Raw genomic sequence first — 18,128 nt, 5'->3', positions numbered from 1 at the left:
GAACACCGATGGTGAACGTGACGGAACAGGTGCTGCTGATGGGGCCGCGCAAGGCGCTGGTGGGCATCGTGACGCCGGCGGTGGACGGCACGGCTGCAACGCCGGACCGGCCCGCGGTGGTGGTGCTGAACTCGGGAATCATCCACCGCGTCGGTGCGAACCGGATGACGGTGCAGTTGTGCCGGCGCTTGTCGCAACAGGGGATCGATGCGGTGCGCTTCGACCTCTCCGGCATCGGCGACAGCGAGCCGCGCGACGACGGGCTCGGGCTGCTGGACGCGAGCCTGGCCGACATCAAGGAGGCGCTGGACACGCTGGAATCAGCGCGGGGTTTCAGGCGCTTCGTGCTGGTCGGGCTGTGCTCGGGCGCGGACCACGCGGTGGTCTATGCAGGCCGCGATGCGCGCGTGACGGGCCTGGTGCTGCTGGACCCGTCGATCCCGCACACGCCGCGCTACTACCTGAACCACTATGCGCGGCGCGCGACGCGGCTGAGCAGCTGGATGAACATCGCGCGGGGCAAGCACCCGCTGTGGCAGGCGCTGGGGCAGCGCATGGGGGGGGCGGGGCCTGCGGACGGGCCTGACGAAGGCCCGCGGGCCGACGTGAACTCGCCCGAGGCCAAGGCCTTCCTGTCGAACGCCTACGCGGCGGCGCACCGCTCCGGCAACCGCTTCCTGGCGGTGCTGACGGGCGAGCGCGAAGACAGCCACAACTACCGCGAGCAGCTGATCGACGCGTTCCCCGAGGTGCCGTTCGGCGACCGGCTGCAACTGGAGTACCACGACGACACGGATCACACCTTCACCGCGGAGGTGAACCGGGAGCGGGTGATCGGGGGGATCGTGGGGTGGGTGGCGGCGGGGGCCTGAGGTGTACGAAGGTACGCGACAGCATCCATAGCTTCCTTTCTCTGCCGCGGGGCGAACCTCAGTGCCATTTCGGTTACTGATGTCGGCCGACTCCCAAGGCGACGCACCACGAGTGAGTCTCAGCAGAGCGGCGTTGTCTCACCTCTACACACCGGAGTCGAAATGCACGCAGCAGCATCGAGTATCAAGTCAGCAGTCACGAAATGGGCCCGGCCGAAGTTGGTCGAATGGCAAGCCGATTTCAAGCGGACGAAGTACGCAGCCAACATTCATGTCGTCAAGCTGTTCTCGGAATCACGAGCAAAAGTCATCGCGACGAAGGCCAACGAGCATGCGGTGAAGTCGTATCGCAAGGCGAAGAACATCACCCCCGCGTCGGTTCCTGCCCACGAGGCTCCGAAATTCTCCCAAGACACAGCATCGACAAGCGCCCCGACGAAGTCCTCGCAGAGCAATCGGACCCAGGCTCTCGAGAATTGCACTGACTTCATCGAAGCCGAGAAGAAAGCGATGGGTCGGCGTGACGATGTGGTCGCGGAAAAGGGAGTCGTCCACGTGATCTCCAAGAGCATCGACCGCATCTCCGCGCAGATTGGGAAAAGCGGATCGACGATGTCTCAGGAAGACCAAGCGACGCTCGATGCGTCGTTGGCGAACGCGCTGAGCACCTTTGATTCGGATGCGCACGACGCTCTTCGCGAATCGTCACCGGGCAAGTACGACCAAGCGCTGAAGGCCCTTCACTACGCCGTGACCTTGGCGTCGATGCAAAGGGATTGACTCGCAGCCCGAACTTGCTGAGTGCGCCGTCGCGGAACCTCGCCGCGCTGGCGGCCTTGGCAAGTCTCAGGCTGACGGCAGAGCGCGTTCGGCATCTTGCGCGTCGGGCCATTGCCATGCGCTTCGGTATCGAATTCGATACGCGATGATCGATCGAGGCGCTCGGCGAACTCAGAACTCCAGGTTGTCGATCAACCGTGTCTGCCCCAGCCGGGCCGCGCCCAGCACGACCAGCGCGCCCGCCTTGTCGCCGCTCCCGGGCGGCAGCAGGTCGGCACGCCGCCGCACCGTCAGGTAGTCCGGCTGCCAGCCGCGCGCGGCGAGTGCCGACATCGCGGCCAGCTCAAGTTGCGCGAGCGGCTGGCCGCCTGTCGCAAAACCTTCCGCCAACGCCCGCAAACTGCGTGACAAGGCCACCGCCTCTTCCCGCTCCGCCGCACCCAGGTACCCATTGCGCGACGACAGCGCGAGCCCGTCGTCCGCCCGGCTCGTCTCGCCCGCCTCGATCGTGATCGGCAACGCGAACTGCCGCGTCATCTGCCGGATCACCATCAGCTGCTGGTAGTCCTTCTTGCCGAACACCGCGACGCGCGGCTGCACGCAGGCGAACAGCTTCATCACGACCGTGCACACGCCGGTGAAGAAGCCCGGCCGGAAGTGGCCTTCGAGGATGTCGGCCAGTGCCGCATCGGGCACCACCTTGAAGCTCTGCGGCTGCGGGTACAGCTCGCGCTCGTCGGGTGCGAAGACGATGTCGCAGCCGGCGCCCTGCAGCAGTTCGCTGTCGCGTGTCAGCGTGCGCGGGTAGCGGTCGAAGTCTTCATGCGGCGCGAACTGCAGCCGGTTCACGAAGATGCTCGCCACCACCGGCAGCCCGTGCCGCTTCGCATGCCGCACCAGCGCCAGGTGGCCCTCGTGCAGGTTGCCCATCGTGGGCACGAAGGCGCACGCGCCGGGCGTGCCGAGGGCCGCGCGCAGGTCGGCGATCGTGTGGACTGTCTTCATCGCTTGAGCAACCTGAAAGCGTCAATAACCGTGGAGCGTGTCGTCGGGGAAGCGGCGGGCCTTCACGTCGGCCACATAGCGCGTGATCGCGTCGCCGATGGCCGCGCTGCCGTCCATGAAGTTGCGCACGAAGCGCGGCAGCTTGCCCTGCGTGATGCCGAGCATGTCGTGCAGCACCAGCACCTGGCCCGAGCAGGCCACGCCGGCACCGATGCCGATCACCGGGATGTCGAGTGCATCGGTGATCTGCTTCGCCACCGCCGCCGGCATCAGCTCCAGCACCAGCATCGCGGCACCGGCATCGGCCAGCTCGCGCGCATGGCGCAGCAGCGTGGCCGCGGCGTCGTCGTTGCGGCCCTGGATGCGGTAGCCGCCCAGCGCATGCACCGATTGCGGCGTCAGCCCCAGGTGGGCACACACCGGGATGCCGCGCTCCACCAGGAAGCGCACCGTCTCGGTCGTCCAGCCGCCGCCTTCGAGCTTCACCATCTGCGCGCCGGCCTGCATCAGCACCGTCGCGCTGGCCAGCGCCTGCGCCGGCCCCTGCTGGTAGCTGCCGAACGGCAGGTCGCCGATCAGCCACGCACCGCGGTTGCCGCGCGCGACGCAGCGCGTGTGGTACGCCATCTCGTCCAGCGTGACCGGCAGCGTGCTCGGCTGGCCCTGCAGCACCATGCCGAGCGAATCGCCGACCAGCAGGCAGTCGACGCCGGCGGCATCGAGCAGCCGCGCAAAGCTGGTGTCGTAGCACGTCAGCATCGCGATCGGCTCGCGCGCGGCGTGCATCTCGCGCAACCGGTGCAGCGTCATCGCCTTGCGGCCGGGCGCGGCGTCGAGGACCGGGTGGCTGCTCATGCCGGCCGCATCCCCAGCTTGTCGAGCAGCGCGCGGTCGGCCTGCACGTCGGGGTTGCCGGTGGTCAGCAGCTTGTCGCCGTAGAAGATCGAATTGGCGCCGGCCGTGAAGCACAGCGCCTGCACCGCCTCGCCGAGCGCCTGGCGCCCGGCCGACAGCCGCACGCGGGCCTTCGGCATCGTGATGCGCGCCACCGCGATCGTGCGCACGAACTCCAGCGGGTCGAGCTGCGCCGTGCCGTGCAGCGGCGTGCCTTCGACCTGCACCAGGTTGTTGATCGGCACCGATTCCGGGTACGGGTCGAGGTTGGCCAGCGCGCCGATCAGGCCGGCGCGCTGCGCCCGCGTCTCGCCCATGCCGACGATGCCGCCGGCGCACACCTTGACGCCGGCGCCGCGCACGCGCTGCAGCGTGTCGAGGCGGTCCTGGTACTGGCGGGTGCGCACGATGTCGCCGTAGAACTCCGGCGCGGTGTCGAGGTTGTGGTTGTAGTAGTCGAGGCCGGCGTTCTGCAGCTGCTCGGCATGGCCGTCTTCCAGCATGCCGAGCGTCGCGCAGGTCTCGAGGCCCAGCGACTTCACCGCGGCGACCAGCTCGGCCACCTTCTCGATGTCGCGGTCTTTCGGGCCGCGCCACGCGGCACCCATGCAGAAGCGCGACGCACCGGCTTCCTGCGCACGGCGCGCGGCGTCGAGCACCGCTTCGGTCTCCATCAGCTTGCCGGCTTCGACGCCGGTGTCGTAGCGCGCGGCCTGCGGGCAGTAGCTGCAGTCTTCGGGACAGCCGCCGGTCTTGATCGACAGCAGCGTCGACAGCTGCACCTCGGCCGGGTCGAAGTGTTCGCGGTGCACGGTCTGCGCGCGGAACATCAGCTCGGTGAACGGCAGCTCGAACAAGGCCTCGATGTCGGCCACCTGCCAGCGGTCGGTCGGCGCGGCCTGGGGGGCGGCGCGGGTCACGAGGTGGACGGGGGCTTCGTGGATCGTCATGCGCGGGGTCGGGCAGTGAAGGTGGCGCAGTCTAAACGCCCCGCAGCCCCAAATTGGTCAGGCCAATTCGGGGCGGCACCTCAGGCGGGTTGGTACGCCAGCCGCACGTAGATCGGCGCAAACGCTTCCGCCTGCGTGATCTCCAGCAAGCGCTCGCGCGCCAGCTCCAGCATCGCGATGAAGGTCACCACCAGCACCTGCGGGCCGCGGGTCAGGTCGAACAGCTCCTCGAACATCGCGAAACGCCGGCCCTGCAGCCCGCGCAGCACGATGCTCATGTGCTCGCGCACGCTCAGTTCCTCTCGGGTGATCGTGTGGTGCTGGTTCAGCTTCGCGCGCTTCAGGATGTCGGCCCAGGCGGCGCGCAGCTCGTCGATCTCGACGTCCGGGAAACGCGGCGTCAGCGACTGCTCGATGGTCACCTGCGCGCGCAGGAAGTCGCGGCCCAGCACCGGCAGCCGGTCGAGCCCGGCCGCGGCCAGCTTGATCTGCTCGTACTCCAGCAGCCGGCGCACCAGCTCGGCACGCGGGTCCTCGGGCTCCTGGCCCTCGGCGGCCTTCTTCGGCGGCAGCAGCATGCGCGACTTGATCTCGATCAGCATCGCCGCCATCAGCAGGTATTCGCTGGCGAGCTCGAGGTTGGTCTTGCGGATCTGTTCGACATACGCCAGGTACTGGCGCGTCACGCTGGCCAGCGGGATGTCGAGGATGTTGAAGTTCTGCTTGCGGATCAGGTAGAGCAGCAAGTCGAGCGGGCCTTCAAAGGCCTCGAGGAAGACCTCCAGCGCATCCGGCGGGATGTACAGGTCGGTCGGCATCGTGAACAGCGGCTCGCCATACAGGCGCGCCACTGCGACGTGGTCGACCACATGGGGCACTGCCGCATCGGGCGCGGCCTGCGCCAGGGCGTCTTCGCTCACGGGGAGAATCCGTTCGGTGTCGCGGTCCGGCCCGGATCAGTGCCCGGTCTGGTAGACGTAGGGCTGCTGCGGCACCTGGGATTCGCGGGACTCCTTCAGGGCGTCGCGGTCGACCGGCTTGTCCCACAGCAGCTGGCGGCCCTGCAGCATCCGGTCCGGCAGCGTCGGGTCCTTGGCCTTCAGCTCCTCGATGAACGAGGTGGTGTCGGACTTGTAGGCTTTCCAGAAGAGCGGCATGGTCGGGGCCAGGTGAGCGGGAGGAGGGCGGATTTTAGCCGGGCTCGCCGATCAGGCTTCCACGCGGCGCACGCTCTCGGCCAGCTTCAGGAAATCGTTTGGCTCGCCGACGACCCCGCGCGCCAGCTGATCGAGCAGCGCCGACGTCACCTGGAAGGCCGCAAACGTGGCCGTTACGGTCTCCAGCCCGTCCAGGTTCATCAGCTGGAAAGCCAGCTTGCCTTCGTCGTGGTCGGGCAGCAGCCGCAGCGTCAGCACCACGTCGGCGATGAAGCTGAAGCGCACCTGCTCCAGCCGGCCGTTGTCGGGGTGGCGGATCCATTCGGTTTCAGCGGCGATGCCGGCCTGGCGCAGCCGGGACTCCAGGCGCTCGATCTCGGGTGGGAAGTCCTTGTTCAGCGTGAGCTTGCGGCCGCTCGTCTGCTGCGCATGGATCACCACATGGTCGAAGACCTCGTGACCGCGGTGCTGCTTGCGCCGGGCGTCGACCCGGAAATCGCAGCGTTTCAGGCCTTCGAGCGCGGTCACCTTGTCGAGCGAAAAACGCACCGGCGCCGTCGGCAGCAGCACGTTGAGCTGCTGCGCGAGGTCCATCCAGTAATGCCAGGTGGTCTTGCAGGCGGCTTCGACCAGCGCAGCGTTGCGGGCCAGCGTGGCGGTGTCTATCGTCTGCCTTGACTTCAGCGCATCGGCCTGGCGCTTCAGGTCGTCCAGGAAACTCACGGAACTTCTCCCTCATCGAGTGACTGAATGTTTCGCGGCAGCATAGCGGGGCCGGGGCGCCGAAACATCCCCCCTATGATGGGGAAAAGCCCACTTTGCCACGGCGCCCGATGGCCCCTCCCGATTCACCGACCGCCGACGACAGCCCGCCACTGGTGCGTGCCACGCTGGATGCGCAGGTGCTGCAGTTCTCCGATGCCGAGATCCAGAGCCGCATGCGCCTGCTGGACCCGCATGCGCTGGACCTGCAGTACACGCAGCTGATGATGGGCTTCCTGATGTTCGTCGCGGCGCCCAGGCGCGTTGCGATGATCGGGCTGGGTGGCGGCTCGATTGCCAAGTTCTGCCACCGCCACCTGCGCCGCACGCGGCTCGACGTGGCCGAGATCAACCCCCAGGTGATTGCGTTGCGCGATCGGTTCCACCTGCCGCCGGACGACGACCGGTTGTCGGTGCTGCTGGTCGACGGAGCGCGTTTCGTCAGTGAAACGGCGGTGCGCTACGACGCCCTGCTGGTCGACGGTTTCGACCGCCACGGCCTGCCGCGGCAGCTGTGCTCGCAGCGCTTCTACGACGATTGCGCCGATGCGCTGCAGCCCACCGGCGTGCTGGCGGCCAACCTGCACGCCAACCATGCCGAGCAGCCGGTGTGGCTGGAGCGCATCGGGCGCAGCTTCGGCCACGAGCCGCTCGTGGTGCATGACGACGATCGCAGCAACTGCGTGGTGTTCGCGAGCCGTGCGGGGTTGCGACCGGCGCCGGGCGCCCTGAGGTGCCCGCCCGGCCTCGCGTCAGCCGGCTGGCCGGTCCTGGCGGACGCGTTCAGGCGCATCTCGACGGATCCTGCCTTGAAGCAGACCGCACTTTCCAACGGCAAGCCGCTCGTCCGCCGCTGAGGGAGCCCACGCGGCGTCGAGCCGTGCTCACCTCACCCGCAACCCAGGCGTCGCACCCGGCCACGGTTCCAGCACATACAAGCCCGGGTTCGCCTTCTCGTCGGCATGCGAGGCCGCCAGCACCATCCCTTCGCTGAGCCCGAACTTCATCTTGCGCGGCGCCAGGTTGGCCACCATCACGGTGTACTTGCCGACCAGGTCCTTGGGCTTGTAGGCCGACTTGATGCCGCTGAAGACGTTGCGCGTCTTCGCCTCGCCGACATCGAGCGTCAGCCGCAGCAGCTTGTCGCTGCCGTCGACGGCTTCACAGGCGACGATCTTCGCGATGCGCAGGTCGACCTTCGCGAAATCGTCGATCTTGATCTCGGGCGCGAGCGGCTCGCCACCGGGCGGCGGCAGCTCGATCACCGGCGGCTCGAGCAGCTTGTCGAGCAGCGCCGGGTCGACGCGCTGCATCAGGTGCTTGTAGTCGCCGATCGTGTGCCCGCCGATCGCGCGCGCCGCGTCGGCGAACACCATCGGCTCGAGCTTCAGGAAGGCCTCGACCTGCGCCGCCAGCGTCGGCAGCACCGGCTTCAGGTAGATGGTCAGCACGCGGAAGGCCTCGATGCAGGTGCTGCACACGTCGTGCAGCACCGCCTCTTGCCCGGCCTTCTTGGCCAGGTCCCACGGCTTGTTCTGGTCGACGTATTCGTTCACCCGGTCGGCCAGCAGCATCACCTCGCGCAGCGCCTTGCCGTACTCGCGCTCCTCGTACAGCTCCTCGATCGCGCGGCGGTGGTTGCGCAGGCCGTCGAGCAGCGAGCGGCCCTCGACGCCCAGGTCGGACGACAGCCGTCCGTCGAAGCGCTTGCTGAGGAAGCCGGCGGCGCGGCTCGCGATGTTGATGTACTTGCCGACCAGGTCGGAGTTGATGCGGGCGATGAAGTCGTCGGGGTTGAAGTCGATGTCCTCGACCTTCGCGTTCAGCTTGGCGGCGATGTAGTAGCGCAGCCATTCGGGGTTCAGCCCGACCTCGAGGTACTTCAGCGGCGAGATGCCGGTGCCGCGGCTCTTGCTCATCTTCTCGCCGCCGTTGACGGTGATGAAGCCGTGCACGTTGACGTGGTCCGGCGTCTTGCGGCCGCTGAAATGCAGCATCGCCGGCCAGAACAGCGTGTGGAAGTAGGTGATGTCCTTGCCGATGAAGTGCACCTGCTCGACCGCCGGGTCGGCGAAGAACGCGTCGAAGTCGCGCCCGGTCTTGTCGAAGTAGTTCTTCAGCGACGCGAGGTAGCCGACCGGTGCGTCGAGCCAGACGTAGAAGTACTTGTCGTCGGTGTCGGGGATGCGGATGCCGAAGTACGGCGCATCGCGGCTGATGTCCCAGTCGGCCAGGCCGCCGTGGCCGTGCTCGTCGACCGCGAACCACTCGCGGATCTTGTTCAGCACCTCGGGTTGCAGGCGGCCGGGCGTGTGCGTCCAGTCCTTCAGGAACTCGATGCAGCGCGGCGACGACAACTGGAAGAAGTAGTGCGCGCTGCTCTTCAGCACCGGCGTGGCGCCGCTCAGCGCCGAGTACGGGTTCTTCAGTTCGGTGGGGGCGTAGACGGCGCCGCAGTTCTCGCAGCTGTCGCCGTACTGGTCCTTGGTGCCGCAGCGCGGGCACTCGCCCTTGATGTAGCGGTCGGGCAGGAACATCGCCTTCACGGGGTCGAAGAACTGCTCGATCGTGCGTTCGGCGATCAGGCCCTCCTTGCGCAGCGCGAGGTAGATCTCCTGCGCGAGCTGGTGGTTCTCGGGGCCGTCGGTGGAGTGCCAGTTGTCGAAGCCGATGCTGAAGCCGTCGAGGTACTGCTTGCGGCCGGCCGCGATCTCGGCGACGAACTGCTGCGGCGTCTTGCCGGCCTTTTCGGCGGCGATCATGATCGGCGCGCCGTGGGCATCGTCGGCGCAGACGAAGTGCACCTCGTTGCCGACCATGCGCTGGAACCGCACCCAGATGTCCGCCTGGACGTACTCCATCATGTGCCCGATGTGGAACGGCGCATTGGCGTACGGCAGGGCGGTGGTGACGAAGAGCTTGCGGGTCATCGGAGGCGTCCGGGTCGGCGGGGGAGGGTCGATTCTAGGCGCGCTGGCCCGAGGGAGAAGGGGTGTGGGCTAGACTGCCGGCCGCCACCCGCCTGTCACCCATGACCATCACCGAATCCGCCGTTCTGGCCGCTCTGCAAGCCGTCAACGACCCGCTCACAGGCAAGGACGTCGTCGGCGGCCGCCAGGTGAAGAACCTGCGCATCCAGGGGGCCGACGTGAGCTTCGAGCTGGAGCTGGGCTATCCCGCGAAGAGCCTGCACGCGGCGCTGCGCGAGAGCCTGCAGCAGGCGGTGCGCACGCTGCCGGGCGTCGGCAAGGTCGACGTCGAGATCGCCACCCGCATTGCCGCCCACGCGGTGCAGCGCGGCGTGCAGCTGCTGCCGAACGTGAAGAACATCGTCGCGGTGGCCTCGGGCAAGGGCGGCGTCGGCAAGAGCACGACCGCGGCCAACCTGGCGCTGGCGCTGGCCGCCGAGGGCGCGAAGGTCGGCATCCTCGACGCCGACATCTACGGGCCGAGCCAGCCGATGATGATGGGCCTCGAAGGCCGTCCGGAGAGCGCCGACGGCAAGACGATGGAGCCGATGCGCAACCACGGCGTCGAGGTGATCTCGATCGGCTTCCTGGTCGAGCGCGACAACGCGATGGTCTGGCGCGGCCCGATGGCCACGCAGGCCTTGGAGCAGCTGCTGCGGCAGACCAACTGGGGCGACCTCGACTACCTGATCGTCGACATGCCGCCCGGCACCGGCGACATCCAGCTGACGCTCTCGCAGCGCGTGCCGCTGACCGGCGCGGTGATCGTCACGACGCCGCAGGACATCGCGCTGATCGACGCGCGCCGCGGCATCAAGATGTTCGAGAAGGTCGGCGTGCCGATCCTGGGCATCGTCGAGAACATGGCGGTGCACGTGTGCAGCAACTGCGGCCACGTGGAGCACATCTTCGGCGCCGATGGCGGCAAGAAGATGGCGGCCGAGTTCGGCATGGACTACCTCGGCGCGCTGCCGCTGGCGCTGGCCATCCGCGAGCAGGTCGATTCGGGCAAGCCGACGGTGGTCAGCGATCCCGACGGCGAGACCGCCGGGCTCTACAAGGCGATCGCGCGCCAGATGGCGGCGAAGATCGCGCAGCGAAGCAAGGACTTCTCGTCGAAGTTCCCGACCATCTCGATCTCGAAGACCACCTGAGGATTGCGCATGCGCTGGATGCTTGTCGCAGCGATGGCCTGGATCACGGCCGCTGCCTGGGCCGCGACGCCGGAGGACGAGGGCGCGGCTCGTGCCGCGTGGGCGCGCAAGCTGCAGGATTTCCAGCAGTGCAAGGCGGGGCAGCGGGCGCCGAGCTACGGGCCGGCGGCGTCGGGTGTCGCGGCGAAGAAGCCCGCACCCTGCGTCGACCCCGGGCCCTTCGTGCCGCCGCGCGCGGCGTCGGCGCCGACCCAGGGCTGATCAGCGCTTCGTGAACACCAGGTCCCAGACCCCGTGGCCTAGCTTCAGGCCGCGGTTCTCGAACTTGGTCAGCGGCCGGTAGGCCGGCTTCGGCGCGTAGCCCTCGGCGGTGTTGGCCAGCATGGGCTCGGCCGACAGCACCTCCAGCATCTGCTCGGCATAGGGTTGCCAATCGGTCGCGCAATGCAGGTAGCCGCCGGGCGCCAGGTGCGCGGCGAGCTTCGCGACGAAAGGCGCCTGGATCAGGCGGCGCTTGTTGTGCTTCTTCTTGTGCCACGGGTCCGGAAAGAACACGTGCACGCCGGCCAGTGAGCCGGGCGCCACCATCTGCTCCAGCACCTCGACCGCGTCGTGCTGGACGATGCGCAGGTTCGTGAGCTCCTTCTCGCCGATCTGCTTCAGCAGCGCACCGACGCCCGGCGTGTGCACCTCGACGCCGAGGAAGTCGGTGCCGGGCAGCGCCTGCGCGATCGCCGCGGTGGCGTCGCCCATGCCAAAGCCGATCTCCAGCACCAGCGGCGCGCTGCGGCCGAACGCGGCCTGCGGGTCGAAGCGCTGCGGCGAGAACGGCACCAGGTAGCGCGGGCCGAGCGTCTCGATCGCGCGCACCTGGCCCGGACCCATGCGGCCGGCGCGCAGCACGAAGCTCTTGATGCCGCGCGGCGGGAGGGTGGGATCGGTGGGGGCGGTCATGGCAATTCGGCAAGCATGCCGGGAGGCAGGGGGCCGAATTGTGCCCGACCACGCGCTAGAATCCGCCCCGCTGCGGGTGTAGTTCAATGGTAGAACGGCAGCTTCCCAAGCTTCATACGAGGGTTCGATTCCCTTCACCCGCTCCACCGATCCCGCGGTCCGGCTGTACACGCCGCTCGGCGACCTCTACCATCGCCCCGGTCATGGGGGACTCCGATGTACCGTCCGCCGGGAGTGCCAGAAGTCGTCGCCATCGCGCTTGCCATCGTCGCGGCGCTTCTTTGGGTCATCTGGCGACGCAAACACCACCTGTGGTTGCTGCCGGCTGCAGCCGGATCTGCGCTGGCCGCCGCGACCACGCTGGGGTGGCCGATGCCTCTGCCGACGGAGTTCGTGTTGCTGCCACGTGCGCTCATCGCGTGGGCGATCGCCGACTACCTCGGCCAGCGCAGTGCGACGAAGGCGGCGTTGATCGGTCCGGCCCTCATCCTTGCGCTCACCCCTGCGGCGTTCGCACGCTGGGCGGCTCCATGCCTCGACGCGTCGCTCGGCGTGCTCTGCGCCGTGCAAGCGTGGCGCGAGCGCGGGTCGGGCCACGCGCTGCTGGCCGCCGCGGCGCTGTCGAGCGCGGGCTGGCTGGGCTTCGCCGCCGGATCCGGAGCCGACGCCGCACTGATCCAGGGCACCGCGCTCGGACCGGCCACGCTCGCCCTGGCGATGGCGCTGCCGGCGGCTCTCCTGCTGCGCGAAGACAGGCGCTCCAGTTCGGCGCACGCGCTGATGCAGCGGATGGCGCATTTCTACGACGCCTTGTCGCGGACCAACCAGGCGATCACGCGCATCAAGGACCGCCCCCGGCTGTTCGAGGCGATCTGCCAGATCTGCGTCGAAGCGGGCCATGCGCGCGTCGCCTGCGTGTACGTGCTCGACGGCGTCTTCGCCCACCGCAGCGCGACGGCCGGGCCGGCGGCCGAGATCCTCGCCGGCATTCCGCAGCCGTGGGACACCAGCGAGCCCCGGGCGCAGGGCTCCTACACGGTGCAGGCGCTGCGCGGCGGCCGGCCGATCACCAGCAACGACTACCAGAACGACCCGCGGGCGGCGCCGTGGCGCGACCAGGCGGTGGCGCACGGCGTGCATGCGTTCGCATGGCTGCCCTTTCATCGCCGGGGCGGCGTCGACGGGGTCCTGATGCTGGCGGCGGGCCATACCGGCTTCTTCGACGAGCCGTTGATGCAGCTGCTCGACAAGCTGGTCGGCGACATCTCGCTCGCGCTCGATGCGATCGACCGCGAGCACGAGCGCGAGCTGGCGCAGCGCGAGGTCCAGGCCGGCCTCGAGCGCTTCCAGCTGCTGTTCAATGCGGCGCCGGTGTCGTCGACGATCCTCTCCATCGCGCAGCGGCGCGTGCTCGCGGCCAATGACACCTGTTGTGCCGCCATCGGCATGACGCGCGAGCAGATGCTGGGGCGCCAGACCGTCGAACTCGCGGCACGGCTGAGCGACGAGGACCGCGAGGCCTTCTACAGTGAGCTGCAGAGCCACGGCCGGGTGCGCAACCGCATGATGCGCGTGCACCGCGGCGATGCCCGGCCGACCCACGAGCTGTTCAACGCCGAGCCGATCGACTACATGGGCGAGGCCTGCCTGCTGGTGATGAGCCTCGACATCACCGACCTGCACGAGGCCCAGCAGGTGCGCGAGGCGCTGGCCCGTGCCGAATCGGCGAGCCGCGCCAAGACCGAATTCCTGTCGCGCATGAGCCACGAACTGCGCACGCCGCTGAACGCCGTGCTCGGCTTCGCCGAACTGTTGCGCCAGGGGGCGCAGCAGCGCCTCACACCGCAGGAGCTGACGCAACTCGACCTGCTGCAACAGGCAGGGTGGCACCTGCTGACGCTCATCAACGACGTGCTCGACGTGTCGCGGATCGAGGCCGGCCACCTCGCTGTCCAGGCGGAGCCGCTCGCGTTGCTGCCGGTGCTCGACGAAGCGATGCAGATGACGCGCGGCGCCGCCGACGGACGGGCGGTGTCGCTGGTGGCGGGCTACGGCGAGTGCGCGCCGGTCGGGGTGCGCGCCGATCCGACGCGGCTGCGCCAGGTCGTCCTGAACCTGCTTTCCAATGCGGTGAAGTACAACCGGCCGGGCGGGGTCGTGAACGTCTCGCTGCGCGTGGAGACCGAATGGGTCCACCTGCTGGTCGAGGACACCGGGCTCGGGATGACGCAGGACCAGTTGTCCCACCTGTACGAGCCGTTCAACCGGCTCGGGCGCGAGCGCGGGGCCATCGAAGGAACCGGCATCGGCCTGGCGCTGACCCGCCAGCTCCTGCGGCTGATGCAAGGCGACATCGGCGTCGACAGCAGGCTCGGTGTCGGCACGCGCGTCAGCGTGTCGCTGCCGCGCGTCGAGCCGGTGCCGCGCGCGCCGGAACGTCCGCTGCCGCAGGCCGCGCCGGTGGCGCCGCGGGGCACGGTGCTGTACGTCGAGGACAACGACGTCAATGCGCTCCTCGTCGAGCAGATCCTGGCCCGCTGGGCCGACCTGCGTTTCGTGCGCGCGCATGACGGCGCGAGTGGCTTCGAGCTGGCGCGCAGCCTGCAGCCCGACCTGCTGCTGCTGGACATGCAGTTGCCGGACATCGACGGGCTGGAAGTCCTGCGCCGCGTGAAGGCGGACGCATCGACCTGCCGCCTGCGCGTGGTGGCGCTGTCTGCCAGCGCGATGCCGGAAGAAGTCGCGCGCGCCCGCGAGCTCGGCGCCGACGAGTACTGGACCAAGCCACTGGCGGTGGACCGCTTCCTGGCCGATGTCGCCCGGCTGATGGATGAAGCGGCCGCCAACGCGCCGGGCGCCTTGCCCGTCCATCCTTGACAATCGTCCCTGGTCGCAGCGTTGGGAACATGCACATCGTCGAATTGCTTCATGCCGAGAAGAGCGCAACGTCGGGCCGTTGCACCGCGGTGCTCCAGGCGCATGGCGGCCTCGGCCTCGCGGAAGCCAGGAAGGTCACCGATGCCATGCTGGAACGGCAGTACCCCGAGGTGTCGCTGCCTTCGGCGGCGTCGGCACGATCGCTGATCGTCGCGCTGGCTGCCATCGGCGTCGTCGCCCGCTTTGCAGAGGGGCCCGACTACGACCCGCAGCAGCGCCTGGCCCTCGCGCTCGAGTCCGTGCAGGCGCAGCTGAAGCCTGACGTTCTTCGCACCTGCCGGTCGCTGTCGGCGCGTGGCGAATGGGAGCTCGCGCTGTCGCATGCCCTGGCTCACCTGCCATCGCGGGACGACGCAGGGGCGAGCCCCGGGTTCGTTGCACTGAGCGAGATCGCCGTCGAGTTCGGCATCCTGCAGAGGAGCCACCCGTGAACGGCGGCGCGACGACACCGCGCCGGTCGATGGCGGACATCAGGTTCCGCGAAGCCACCGAGGCCGATGCGCAGGCACTGGCTTCACTGCGGGTCGACGCGATGCGGGAAAGCCTCGAACGAATCGGCCGCTTCGACCCGGCGCGGGCGAGGGACAGGTTCCTGGCCGGGTTCTCGCCGAGGCACACCCGTCGCATCCTGCTGCGCGGCGAGACGGCCGGCTTCTTCGTCGTCAAGCCGCAGGTGCATGGCCTGCTGCTGGATCACCTGTACGTCAGCCCGCGGCATCAAGGCCTGGGCATCGGGGCGGCCGTGCTGGCCCAGGTGTTCGCCGAAGCCGATCTCGCGGGCCAGCCGGTTCACGTCGGTGCGCTGCGAGAGAGTGCGTCGAACCGGTTCTACCAGCGCCACGGGTTCGTCCTGGTCGAGCGGAGCGAGTTCGACAACCATTACGTCCGCCACGCCTACGCTGCAGGCTGAGCCCGCTGCGCGGGCCTGCCGGCGCCCGATGGACGGGCCGTTCAGTTCGTGGCGGGCCGGTGCGGCAGCTCCCGGCGGGTGCGGACTGCGGCGGCCAGTTCGCGCAGCAGGGGTTCCGTCTGCGTCCAGCCCAGGCAGGCATCGGTGATCGACACGCCCGGTCGGAGGTCGGCCTTGGTCTGGCCCTCCAGCAGGTCCTGCCGGCCCGGCTGCAGGTGGCTTTCGATCATCACGCCGGTGATCCGCGCATCGCCGCCGGCGATCTGGCCGGCCACGTCGCGGCCGACGTCGATCTGGCGCTCGTACTTCTTGCTGGAGTTGGCGTGCGAGAAGTCGATCATGACCTGCTCGCGCAACCCCGAGGCCGCGAGGCCTTCGCAGGCCGCGTTGACGGAGGCCGCGTCGTAGTTCGGGACCTTGCCACCGCGCAGGATGACGTGGCAATCCTCGTTGCCGCGCGTCTCGAAGATCGCCGCCATGCCCATCTTGGTCATGCCCATGAACGCGTGTGCCGAGCGCGCGGCCAGCACGGCGTCGCTCGCGACCTTGATCCCGCCGTCGGTTCCGTTCTTGAAGCCGACCGGGCACGACAGCCCCGACGCGAGCTGGCGGTGGCTCTGGCTCTCGGTGGTGCGCGCGCCAATGGCGCCCCAGGCGATCAGGTCCGAGATGTATTGCGGGGACAGCAGGTCCAGGAACTCGGTGCCCGCCGGCAGGCCCAGGCCGTTCACGTCCAGCAGCAATTGGCGGGCGAGGCGCAGGCCCTCGTTCATGTGGAAGCTGCCGTCCAGGCGCGGGTCGTTGATGTAGCCCTTCCAGCCGACCGTGGTGCGCGGCTTCTCGAAGTAGACGCGCATGACGACGAGCAGGTCGCCGCGCAGTTCATCGCGCACGGCCGACAGCCGCCGGGCATAGTCCATCGCCTGGTCATGGTCGTGGATGGAGCACGGGCCCACCACCACCAGCAGCCGGTCGTCGCGGCCGTGCAGCACGTCGCCGATCTCCTGCCGCGCGCGCGCCACCACCTCCAGCGCCCGGTCCGGGGCCGGCTGCTCTTCCAGCAGCAACGCCGGGCTGATCAGGGCACGCACGGCGCCGATGCGGGTGTCGTCGGTGCGCGTGACATCGAAGATCGAGGGTTCGTCGTTTCGGGCAAGTGCGGTGTTCATTCGTTCGAGGGTTCCGATGTCGATGCGCCGGCAGGGCGGCGGGATTCTGGCGATCTTTTCATGAAATGTCTTGTGCCGGGCGTTTCCCCGGCGGCGGGCGCTGCGCCTGGCATTGCTTCACGCATCCACCCCGTTCCTGCGCGTCGCAGTCCATCCGTCCGGTCCCGAACCGGCCGCGTTTGCTGCGTACCCTGCTTGGCTGCCATCGACGGCGGCGATGAAGGGAACCCCGTGGTGGATGGCATGGACGACGAAATCGCTGGCAGGGGCTTGCTGGCGCAACTGGGGCTGGACCGCCCCGCGACCGGCGAATGCCGGATCAGCGAGTTCATGCTGGAAGGCGACATCCGCATGTTCATCGAGGTCAGCGAGGACGGCCTGCTGACCATCGCCGCCGCGCTGCCGGGCGAGGTCACCGAGCACGACGACAGCCTGCTCGCGATGTCGCCGGCCGATGTGGTGCTCGGCGACGCGGCCGGCGGCGGTCCGCTGCACATCAGCGCCGATCTCGGCCACCTCACCGTCTGGGTCGACCACCTGCTCGAGACGGGCGACGATGTGCAGGTTCTGGCGCTGCTCGACAGCGTGGCGGCGCAGGCGACCGCGATGGCCGCGGCGCGCGCATCCCACCAGCGCGGCGCGCCCGCGGCCACTCGCACGAAAGCGATCTCGCTCGCTAAACTGCGGCTCAACGAAGTCCGGAGGCGACGCTCGATGAACCAAGCCCTTTGCCGCGTGCTGTGGATCGACGCCCAGCCGTCCGATGCCGACATCGGGTCCGCCGTGCTGCAAAGCCGGCTGGGGGGCGGTTTCGATGTCCGCACGGCCAGCGGCCTCGACTGCCAGGAGGTCCGCGAGGCCCATTCCGAGGTGATCGTGCTCACGCTCGGCGCCGATGCGGCCGACGTGGTGCTCGGCTGGCCGGCGCTCGCGGTGGCCGCGGCCGACGCGGCGCTGGTGGTGCTGGCGCCCGCGCTGGCCGACGAGCAGGCGCATCGCCTGGTCGAGGCGGGCGTGCAGGACATCGTGTTCCACGCCGACCTCGGCTCGCTCGCGCAGCGCCTGCGGCTGGCTGCCGCGCGCAAGGCCAGCGAGCGCGAGGCGCGCAAGGCCTATGCGACCGACCTGACGACCGGCCTGCCGAACCGCATCCAGCTGATCGAGCACCTGAGCCAGGTGCTGGCGCTGCGCGAGCGCGAACCGGCGCCGGTCAGCCTGCTGGTGTTCCGCATGGACGGCTTCCAGGCCATCGAGGCCGCGCACGGGCTGGAGTCGGCCAACGTGGTGCGCCGCAAGGTCGCGGTGCGGCTGCGCGGCGGGGTGCGTGCCAGCGACGTGGTGGCATCGCTCGGCACCGACGTGTTCGCGGTGCTGCTGCCGTCCACCGAATCGCCGGCCGATGCGCAGCGCGTCGTCGACAAGCTGGTGCGCGTGCTGCGCGATCCGTTCAACGTGGCCGGCATCACGGTGGGCGTGAAGGCGCATGTCGGCGTCGCACAGTTCCCGCAGGACGGCCAGCAGCCCGACGACCTGCTGCGGCATGCGGCCGCCGCGGCGCTGGCGGGGGCCTACGGGCCGCAGGGCGCGGCGAACGACTGAGGGCCCTATTTCTGGA

The 18,128-nt window shown here is 69.1% G+C and carries 18 protein-coding genes and 1 tRNA gene; 10 read left to right on the top strand and 9 right to left on the bottom strand.

All coding sequences use genetic code 11. The features are described 5' to 3' along the window. Window positions 1-8: 8 nt before the first annotated feature. A complete protein-coding gene (locus ASC98_RS10860) occupies window positions 9-872 on the top strand; it encodes an alpha/beta fold hydrolase (protein WP_056809337.1) in 864 nt (287 codons plus the stop codon). 162 nt (window positions 873-1,034) lie between these two features. Next, the gene (locus tag ASC98_RS30285) at window positions 1,035-1,652 is read left to right on the top strand and encodes a hypothetical protein (RefSeq protein ID WP_157598041.1); all 618 of its coding nucleotides are present in this window, start codon (window positions 1,035-1,037) and stop codon (window positions 1,650-1,652) included. 171 nt (window positions 1,653-1,823) lie between these two features. Here the strand turns inward: ASC98_RS30285 and panC are convergent, their stop codons facing one another. From panC to ASC98_RS10820, 6 genes are all read right to left on the bottom strand, one after another. Continuing rightward, window positions 1,824-2,657, bottom strand: a complete 834-nt coding sequence (gene panC / locus ASC98_RS10845; protein WP_056819933.1) for a pantoate--beta-alanine ligase — start codon at window positions 2,655-2,657, stop codon at window positions 1,824-1,826. A gap of 21 nt (window positions 2,658-2,678) precedes the next feature. Then, window positions 2,679-3,512 carry a 3-methyl-2-oxobutanoate hydroxymethyltransferase gene (gene panB, locus ASC98_RS10840; protein WP_056809329.1) on the bottom strand — a complete coding sequence of 278 codons (834 nt, stop codon included), beginning with the start codon at window positions 3,510-3,512 and terminating at the stop codon, window positions 2,679-2,681. Continuing rightward, the gene (bioB, locus tag ASC98_RS10835; protein ID WP_056809328.1) at window positions 3,509-4,501 is read right to left on the bottom strand and encodes a biotin synthase BioB; all 993 of its coding nucleotides are present in this window, start codon (window positions 4,499-4,501) and stop codon (window positions 3,509-3,511) included. The genes panB and bioB overlap by 4 nt, the downstream gene beginning before the upstream one ends. A gap of 80 nt (window positions 4,502-4,581) precedes the next feature. Further along, entirely contained in the window at window positions 4,582-5,421 is an 840-nt protein-coding gene (locus ASC98_RS10830) for a ScpA family protein (RefSeq protein WP_235581224.1), read from the bottom strand. Between the two features lie 36 nt (window positions 5,422-5,457). Beyond that, on the bottom strand, window positions 5,458-5,658 hold the full coding sequence (locus ASC98_RS10825; protein WP_056809325.1) for a DUF3460 family protein: 201 nt from the start codon (window positions 5,656-5,658) through the stop codon (window positions 5,458-5,460). Between the two features lie 51 nt (window positions 5,659-5,709). After that, the gene (locus ASC98_RS10820; protein WP_056809324.1) at window positions 5,710-6,381 is read right to left on the bottom strand and encodes a hypothetical protein; all 672 of its coding nucleotides are present in this window, start codon (window positions 6,379-6,381) and stop codon (window positions 5,710-5,712) included. Between the two features lie 110 nt (window positions 6,382-6,491). Between ASC98_RS10820 and ASC98_RS10815 the strand changes: the two genes are divergently transcribed. Continuing rightward, window positions 6,492-7,277, top strand: coding sequence for a fused MFS/spermidine synthase (locus ASC98_RS10815; protein ID WP_056809321.1), 786 nt, complete (start codon window positions 6,492-6,494; stop codon window positions 7,275-7,277). Window positions 7,278-7,304: 27 nt separating this feature from the next. Here ASC98_RS10815 and metG read toward each other — a convergent pair whose 3' ends face one another. Beyond that, window positions 7,305-9,350 carry a methionine--tRNA ligase gene (gene metG, locus ASC98_RS10810; protein ID WP_056809319.1) on the bottom strand — a complete coding sequence of 682 codons (2,046 nt, stop codon included), beginning with the start codon at window positions 9,348-9,350 and terminating at the stop codon, window positions 7,305-7,307. Window positions 9,351-9,451: 101 nt separating this feature from the next. Between metG and apbC the strand changes: the two genes are divergently transcribed. Then, window positions 9,452-10,543: an iron-sulfur cluster carrier protein ApbC gene (apbC, locus tag ASC98_RS10805; RefSeq protein WP_056809317.1), complete on the top strand. Its 1,092-nt coding sequence runs from the start codon at window positions 9,452-9,454 to the stop codon at window positions 10,541-10,543. A 9-nt stretch (window positions 10,544-10,552) separates the two neighbouring features. Further along, complete coding sequence (locus ASC98_RS10800; RefSeq protein WP_157598040.1) at window positions 10,553-10,804, top strand: hypothetical protein; 252 nt, start codon at window positions 10,553-10,555, stop codon at window positions 10,802-10,804. Here ASC98_RS10800 and trmB read toward each other — a convergent pair whose 3' ends face one another. Continuing rightward, window positions 10,805-11,497, bottom strand: a complete 693-nt coding sequence (gene trmB / locus ASC98_RS10795) for a tRNA (guanosine(46)-N7)-methyltransferase TrmB (protein WP_082542041.1) — start codon at window positions 11,495-11,497, stop codon at window positions 10,805-10,807. Window positions 11,498-11,569: 72 nt separating this feature from the next. Between trmB and ASC98_RS10790 the strand changes: the two genes are divergently transcribed. The 4 genes from ASC98_RS10790 (at window position 11,570) to ASC98_RS10775 (ending at window position 15,344) form a co-directional block, all read left to right on the top strand. Beyond that, window positions 11,570-11,643: transfer RNA gene (locus ASC98_RS10790), tRNA-Gly, on the top strand. 226 nt (window positions 11,644-11,869) lie between these two features. Then, complete coding sequence (locus tag ASC98_RS10785; RefSeq protein ID WP_162249299.1) at window positions 11,870-14,374, top strand: ATP-binding protein; 2,505 nt, start codon at window positions 11,870-11,872, stop codon at window positions 14,372-14,374. Window positions 14,375-14,403: 29 nt separating this feature from the next. Beyond that, the gene (locus ASC98_RS10780) at window positions 14,404-14,865 is read left to right on the top strand and encodes a hypothetical protein (protein ID WP_056809312.1); all 462 of its coding nucleotides are present in this window, start codon (window positions 14,404-14,406) and stop codon (window positions 14,863-14,865) included. Further along, window positions 14,862-15,344, top strand: a complete 483-nt coding sequence (locus ASC98_RS10775; RefSeq protein ID WP_369820461.1) for an N-acetyltransferase family protein — start codon at window positions 14,862-14,864, stop codon at window positions 15,342-15,344. The genes ASC98_RS10780 and ASC98_RS10775 overlap by 4 nt, the downstream gene beginning before the upstream one ends. Window positions 15,345-15,385: 41 nt before the next feature. Here ASC98_RS10775 and ASC98_RS10770 read toward each other — a convergent pair whose 3' ends face one another. Next, window positions 15,386-16,513 (bottom strand): 3-deoxy-7-phosphoheptulonate synthase, encoded by a 1,128-nt coding sequence (locus tag ASC98_RS10770; RefSeq protein ID WP_056809310.1) that lies wholly within the window; start codon window positions 16,511-16,513, stop codon window positions 15,386-15,388. 243 nt (window positions 16,514-16,756) lie between these two features. Here ASC98_RS10770 and ASC98_RS10765 point away from each other — a divergent pair, with 243 nt between their 5' ends. Next, window positions 16,757-18,112, top strand: coding sequence for a diguanylate cyclase domain-containing protein (locus ASC98_RS10765; RefSeq protein ID WP_056809307.1), 1,356 nt, complete (start codon window positions 16,757-16,759; stop codon window positions 18,110-18,112). The last annotated feature ends 16 nt before the right edge of the window (window positions 18,113-18,128 follow it).

Origin of the sequence: Rhizobacter sp. Root1238, assembly GCF_001425825.1 — a bacterium.
Taxonomy (GTDB): Bacteria; Pseudomonadota; Gammaproteobacteria; order Burkholderiales; family Burkholderiaceae_C; genus Rhizobacter.
Note: the sequence above shows the minus strand (reverse complement) of the source record. Positions and strands in the feature narration are given on the sequence as shown.

Excerpts from the sequence above, each read along its gene's own strand:
- panB (WP_056809329.1), bottom strand. The coding sequence starts at position 3,512 with ATGAGCAGCCACCCGGTCCTCGACGCCGCGCCCGGCCGCAAGGCGATG.
- ASC98_RS10815 (WP_056809321.1), top strand. The coding sequence starts at position 6,492 with ATGGCCCCTCCCGATTCACCGACCGCCGACGACAGCCCGCCACTGGTG.
- apbC (WP_056809317.1), top strand. The coding sequence starts at position 9,452 with ATGACCATCACCGAATCCGCCGTTCTGGCCGCTCTGCAAGCCGTCAAC.
- trmB (WP_082542041.1), bottom strand. The coding sequence starts at position 11,497 with ATGACCGCCCCCACCGATCCCACCCTCCCGCCGCGCGGCATCAAGAGC.
- ASC98_RS10765 (WP_056809307.1), top strand. The coding sequence starts at position 16,757 with ATGGACGACGAAATCGCTGGCAGGGGCTTGCTGGCGCAACTGGGGCTG.
- bioB (WP_056809328.1), bottom strand. The coding sequence starts at position 4,501 with ATGACGATCCACGAAGCCCCCGTCCACCTCGTGACCCGCGCCGCCCCC.
- metG (WP_056809319.1), bottom strand. The coding sequence starts at position 9,350 with ATGACCCGCAAGCTCTTCGTCACCACCGCCCTGCCGTACGCCAATGCG.
- ASC98_RS10825 (WP_056809325.1), bottom strand. The coding sequence starts at position 5,658 with ATGCCGCTCTTCTGGAAAGCCTACAAGTCCGACACCACCTCGTTCATC.
- ASC98_RS10770 (WP_056809310.1), bottom strand. The coding sequence starts at position 16,513 with ATGAACACCGCACTTGCCCGAAACGACGAACCCTCGATCTTCGATGTC.
- ASC98_RS30285 (WP_157598041.1), top strand. The coding sequence starts at position 1,035 with ATGCACGCAGCAGCATCGAGTATCAAGTCAGCAGTCACGAAATGGGCC.
- panC (WP_056819933.1), bottom strand. The coding sequence starts at position 2,657 with ATGAAGACAGTCCACACGATCGCCGACCTGCGCGCGGCCCTCGGCACG.
- ASC98_RS10785 (WP_162249299.1), top strand. The coding sequence starts at position 11,870 with ATGCCTCTGCCGACGGAGTTCGTGTTGCTGCCACGTGCGCTCATCGCG.
- ASC98_RS10860 (WP_056809337.1), top strand. The coding sequence starts at position 9 with ATGGTGAACGTGACGGAACAGGTGCTGCTGATGGGGCCGCGCAAGGCG.
- ASC98_RS10780 (WP_056809312.1), top strand. The coding sequence starts at position 14,404 with ATGCACATCGTCGAATTGCTTCATGCCGAGAAGAGCGCAACGTCGGGC.
- ASC98_RS10800 (WP_157598040.1), top strand. The coding sequence starts at position 10,553 with ATGCGCTGGATGCTTGTCGCAGCGATGGCCTGGATCACGGCCGCTGCC.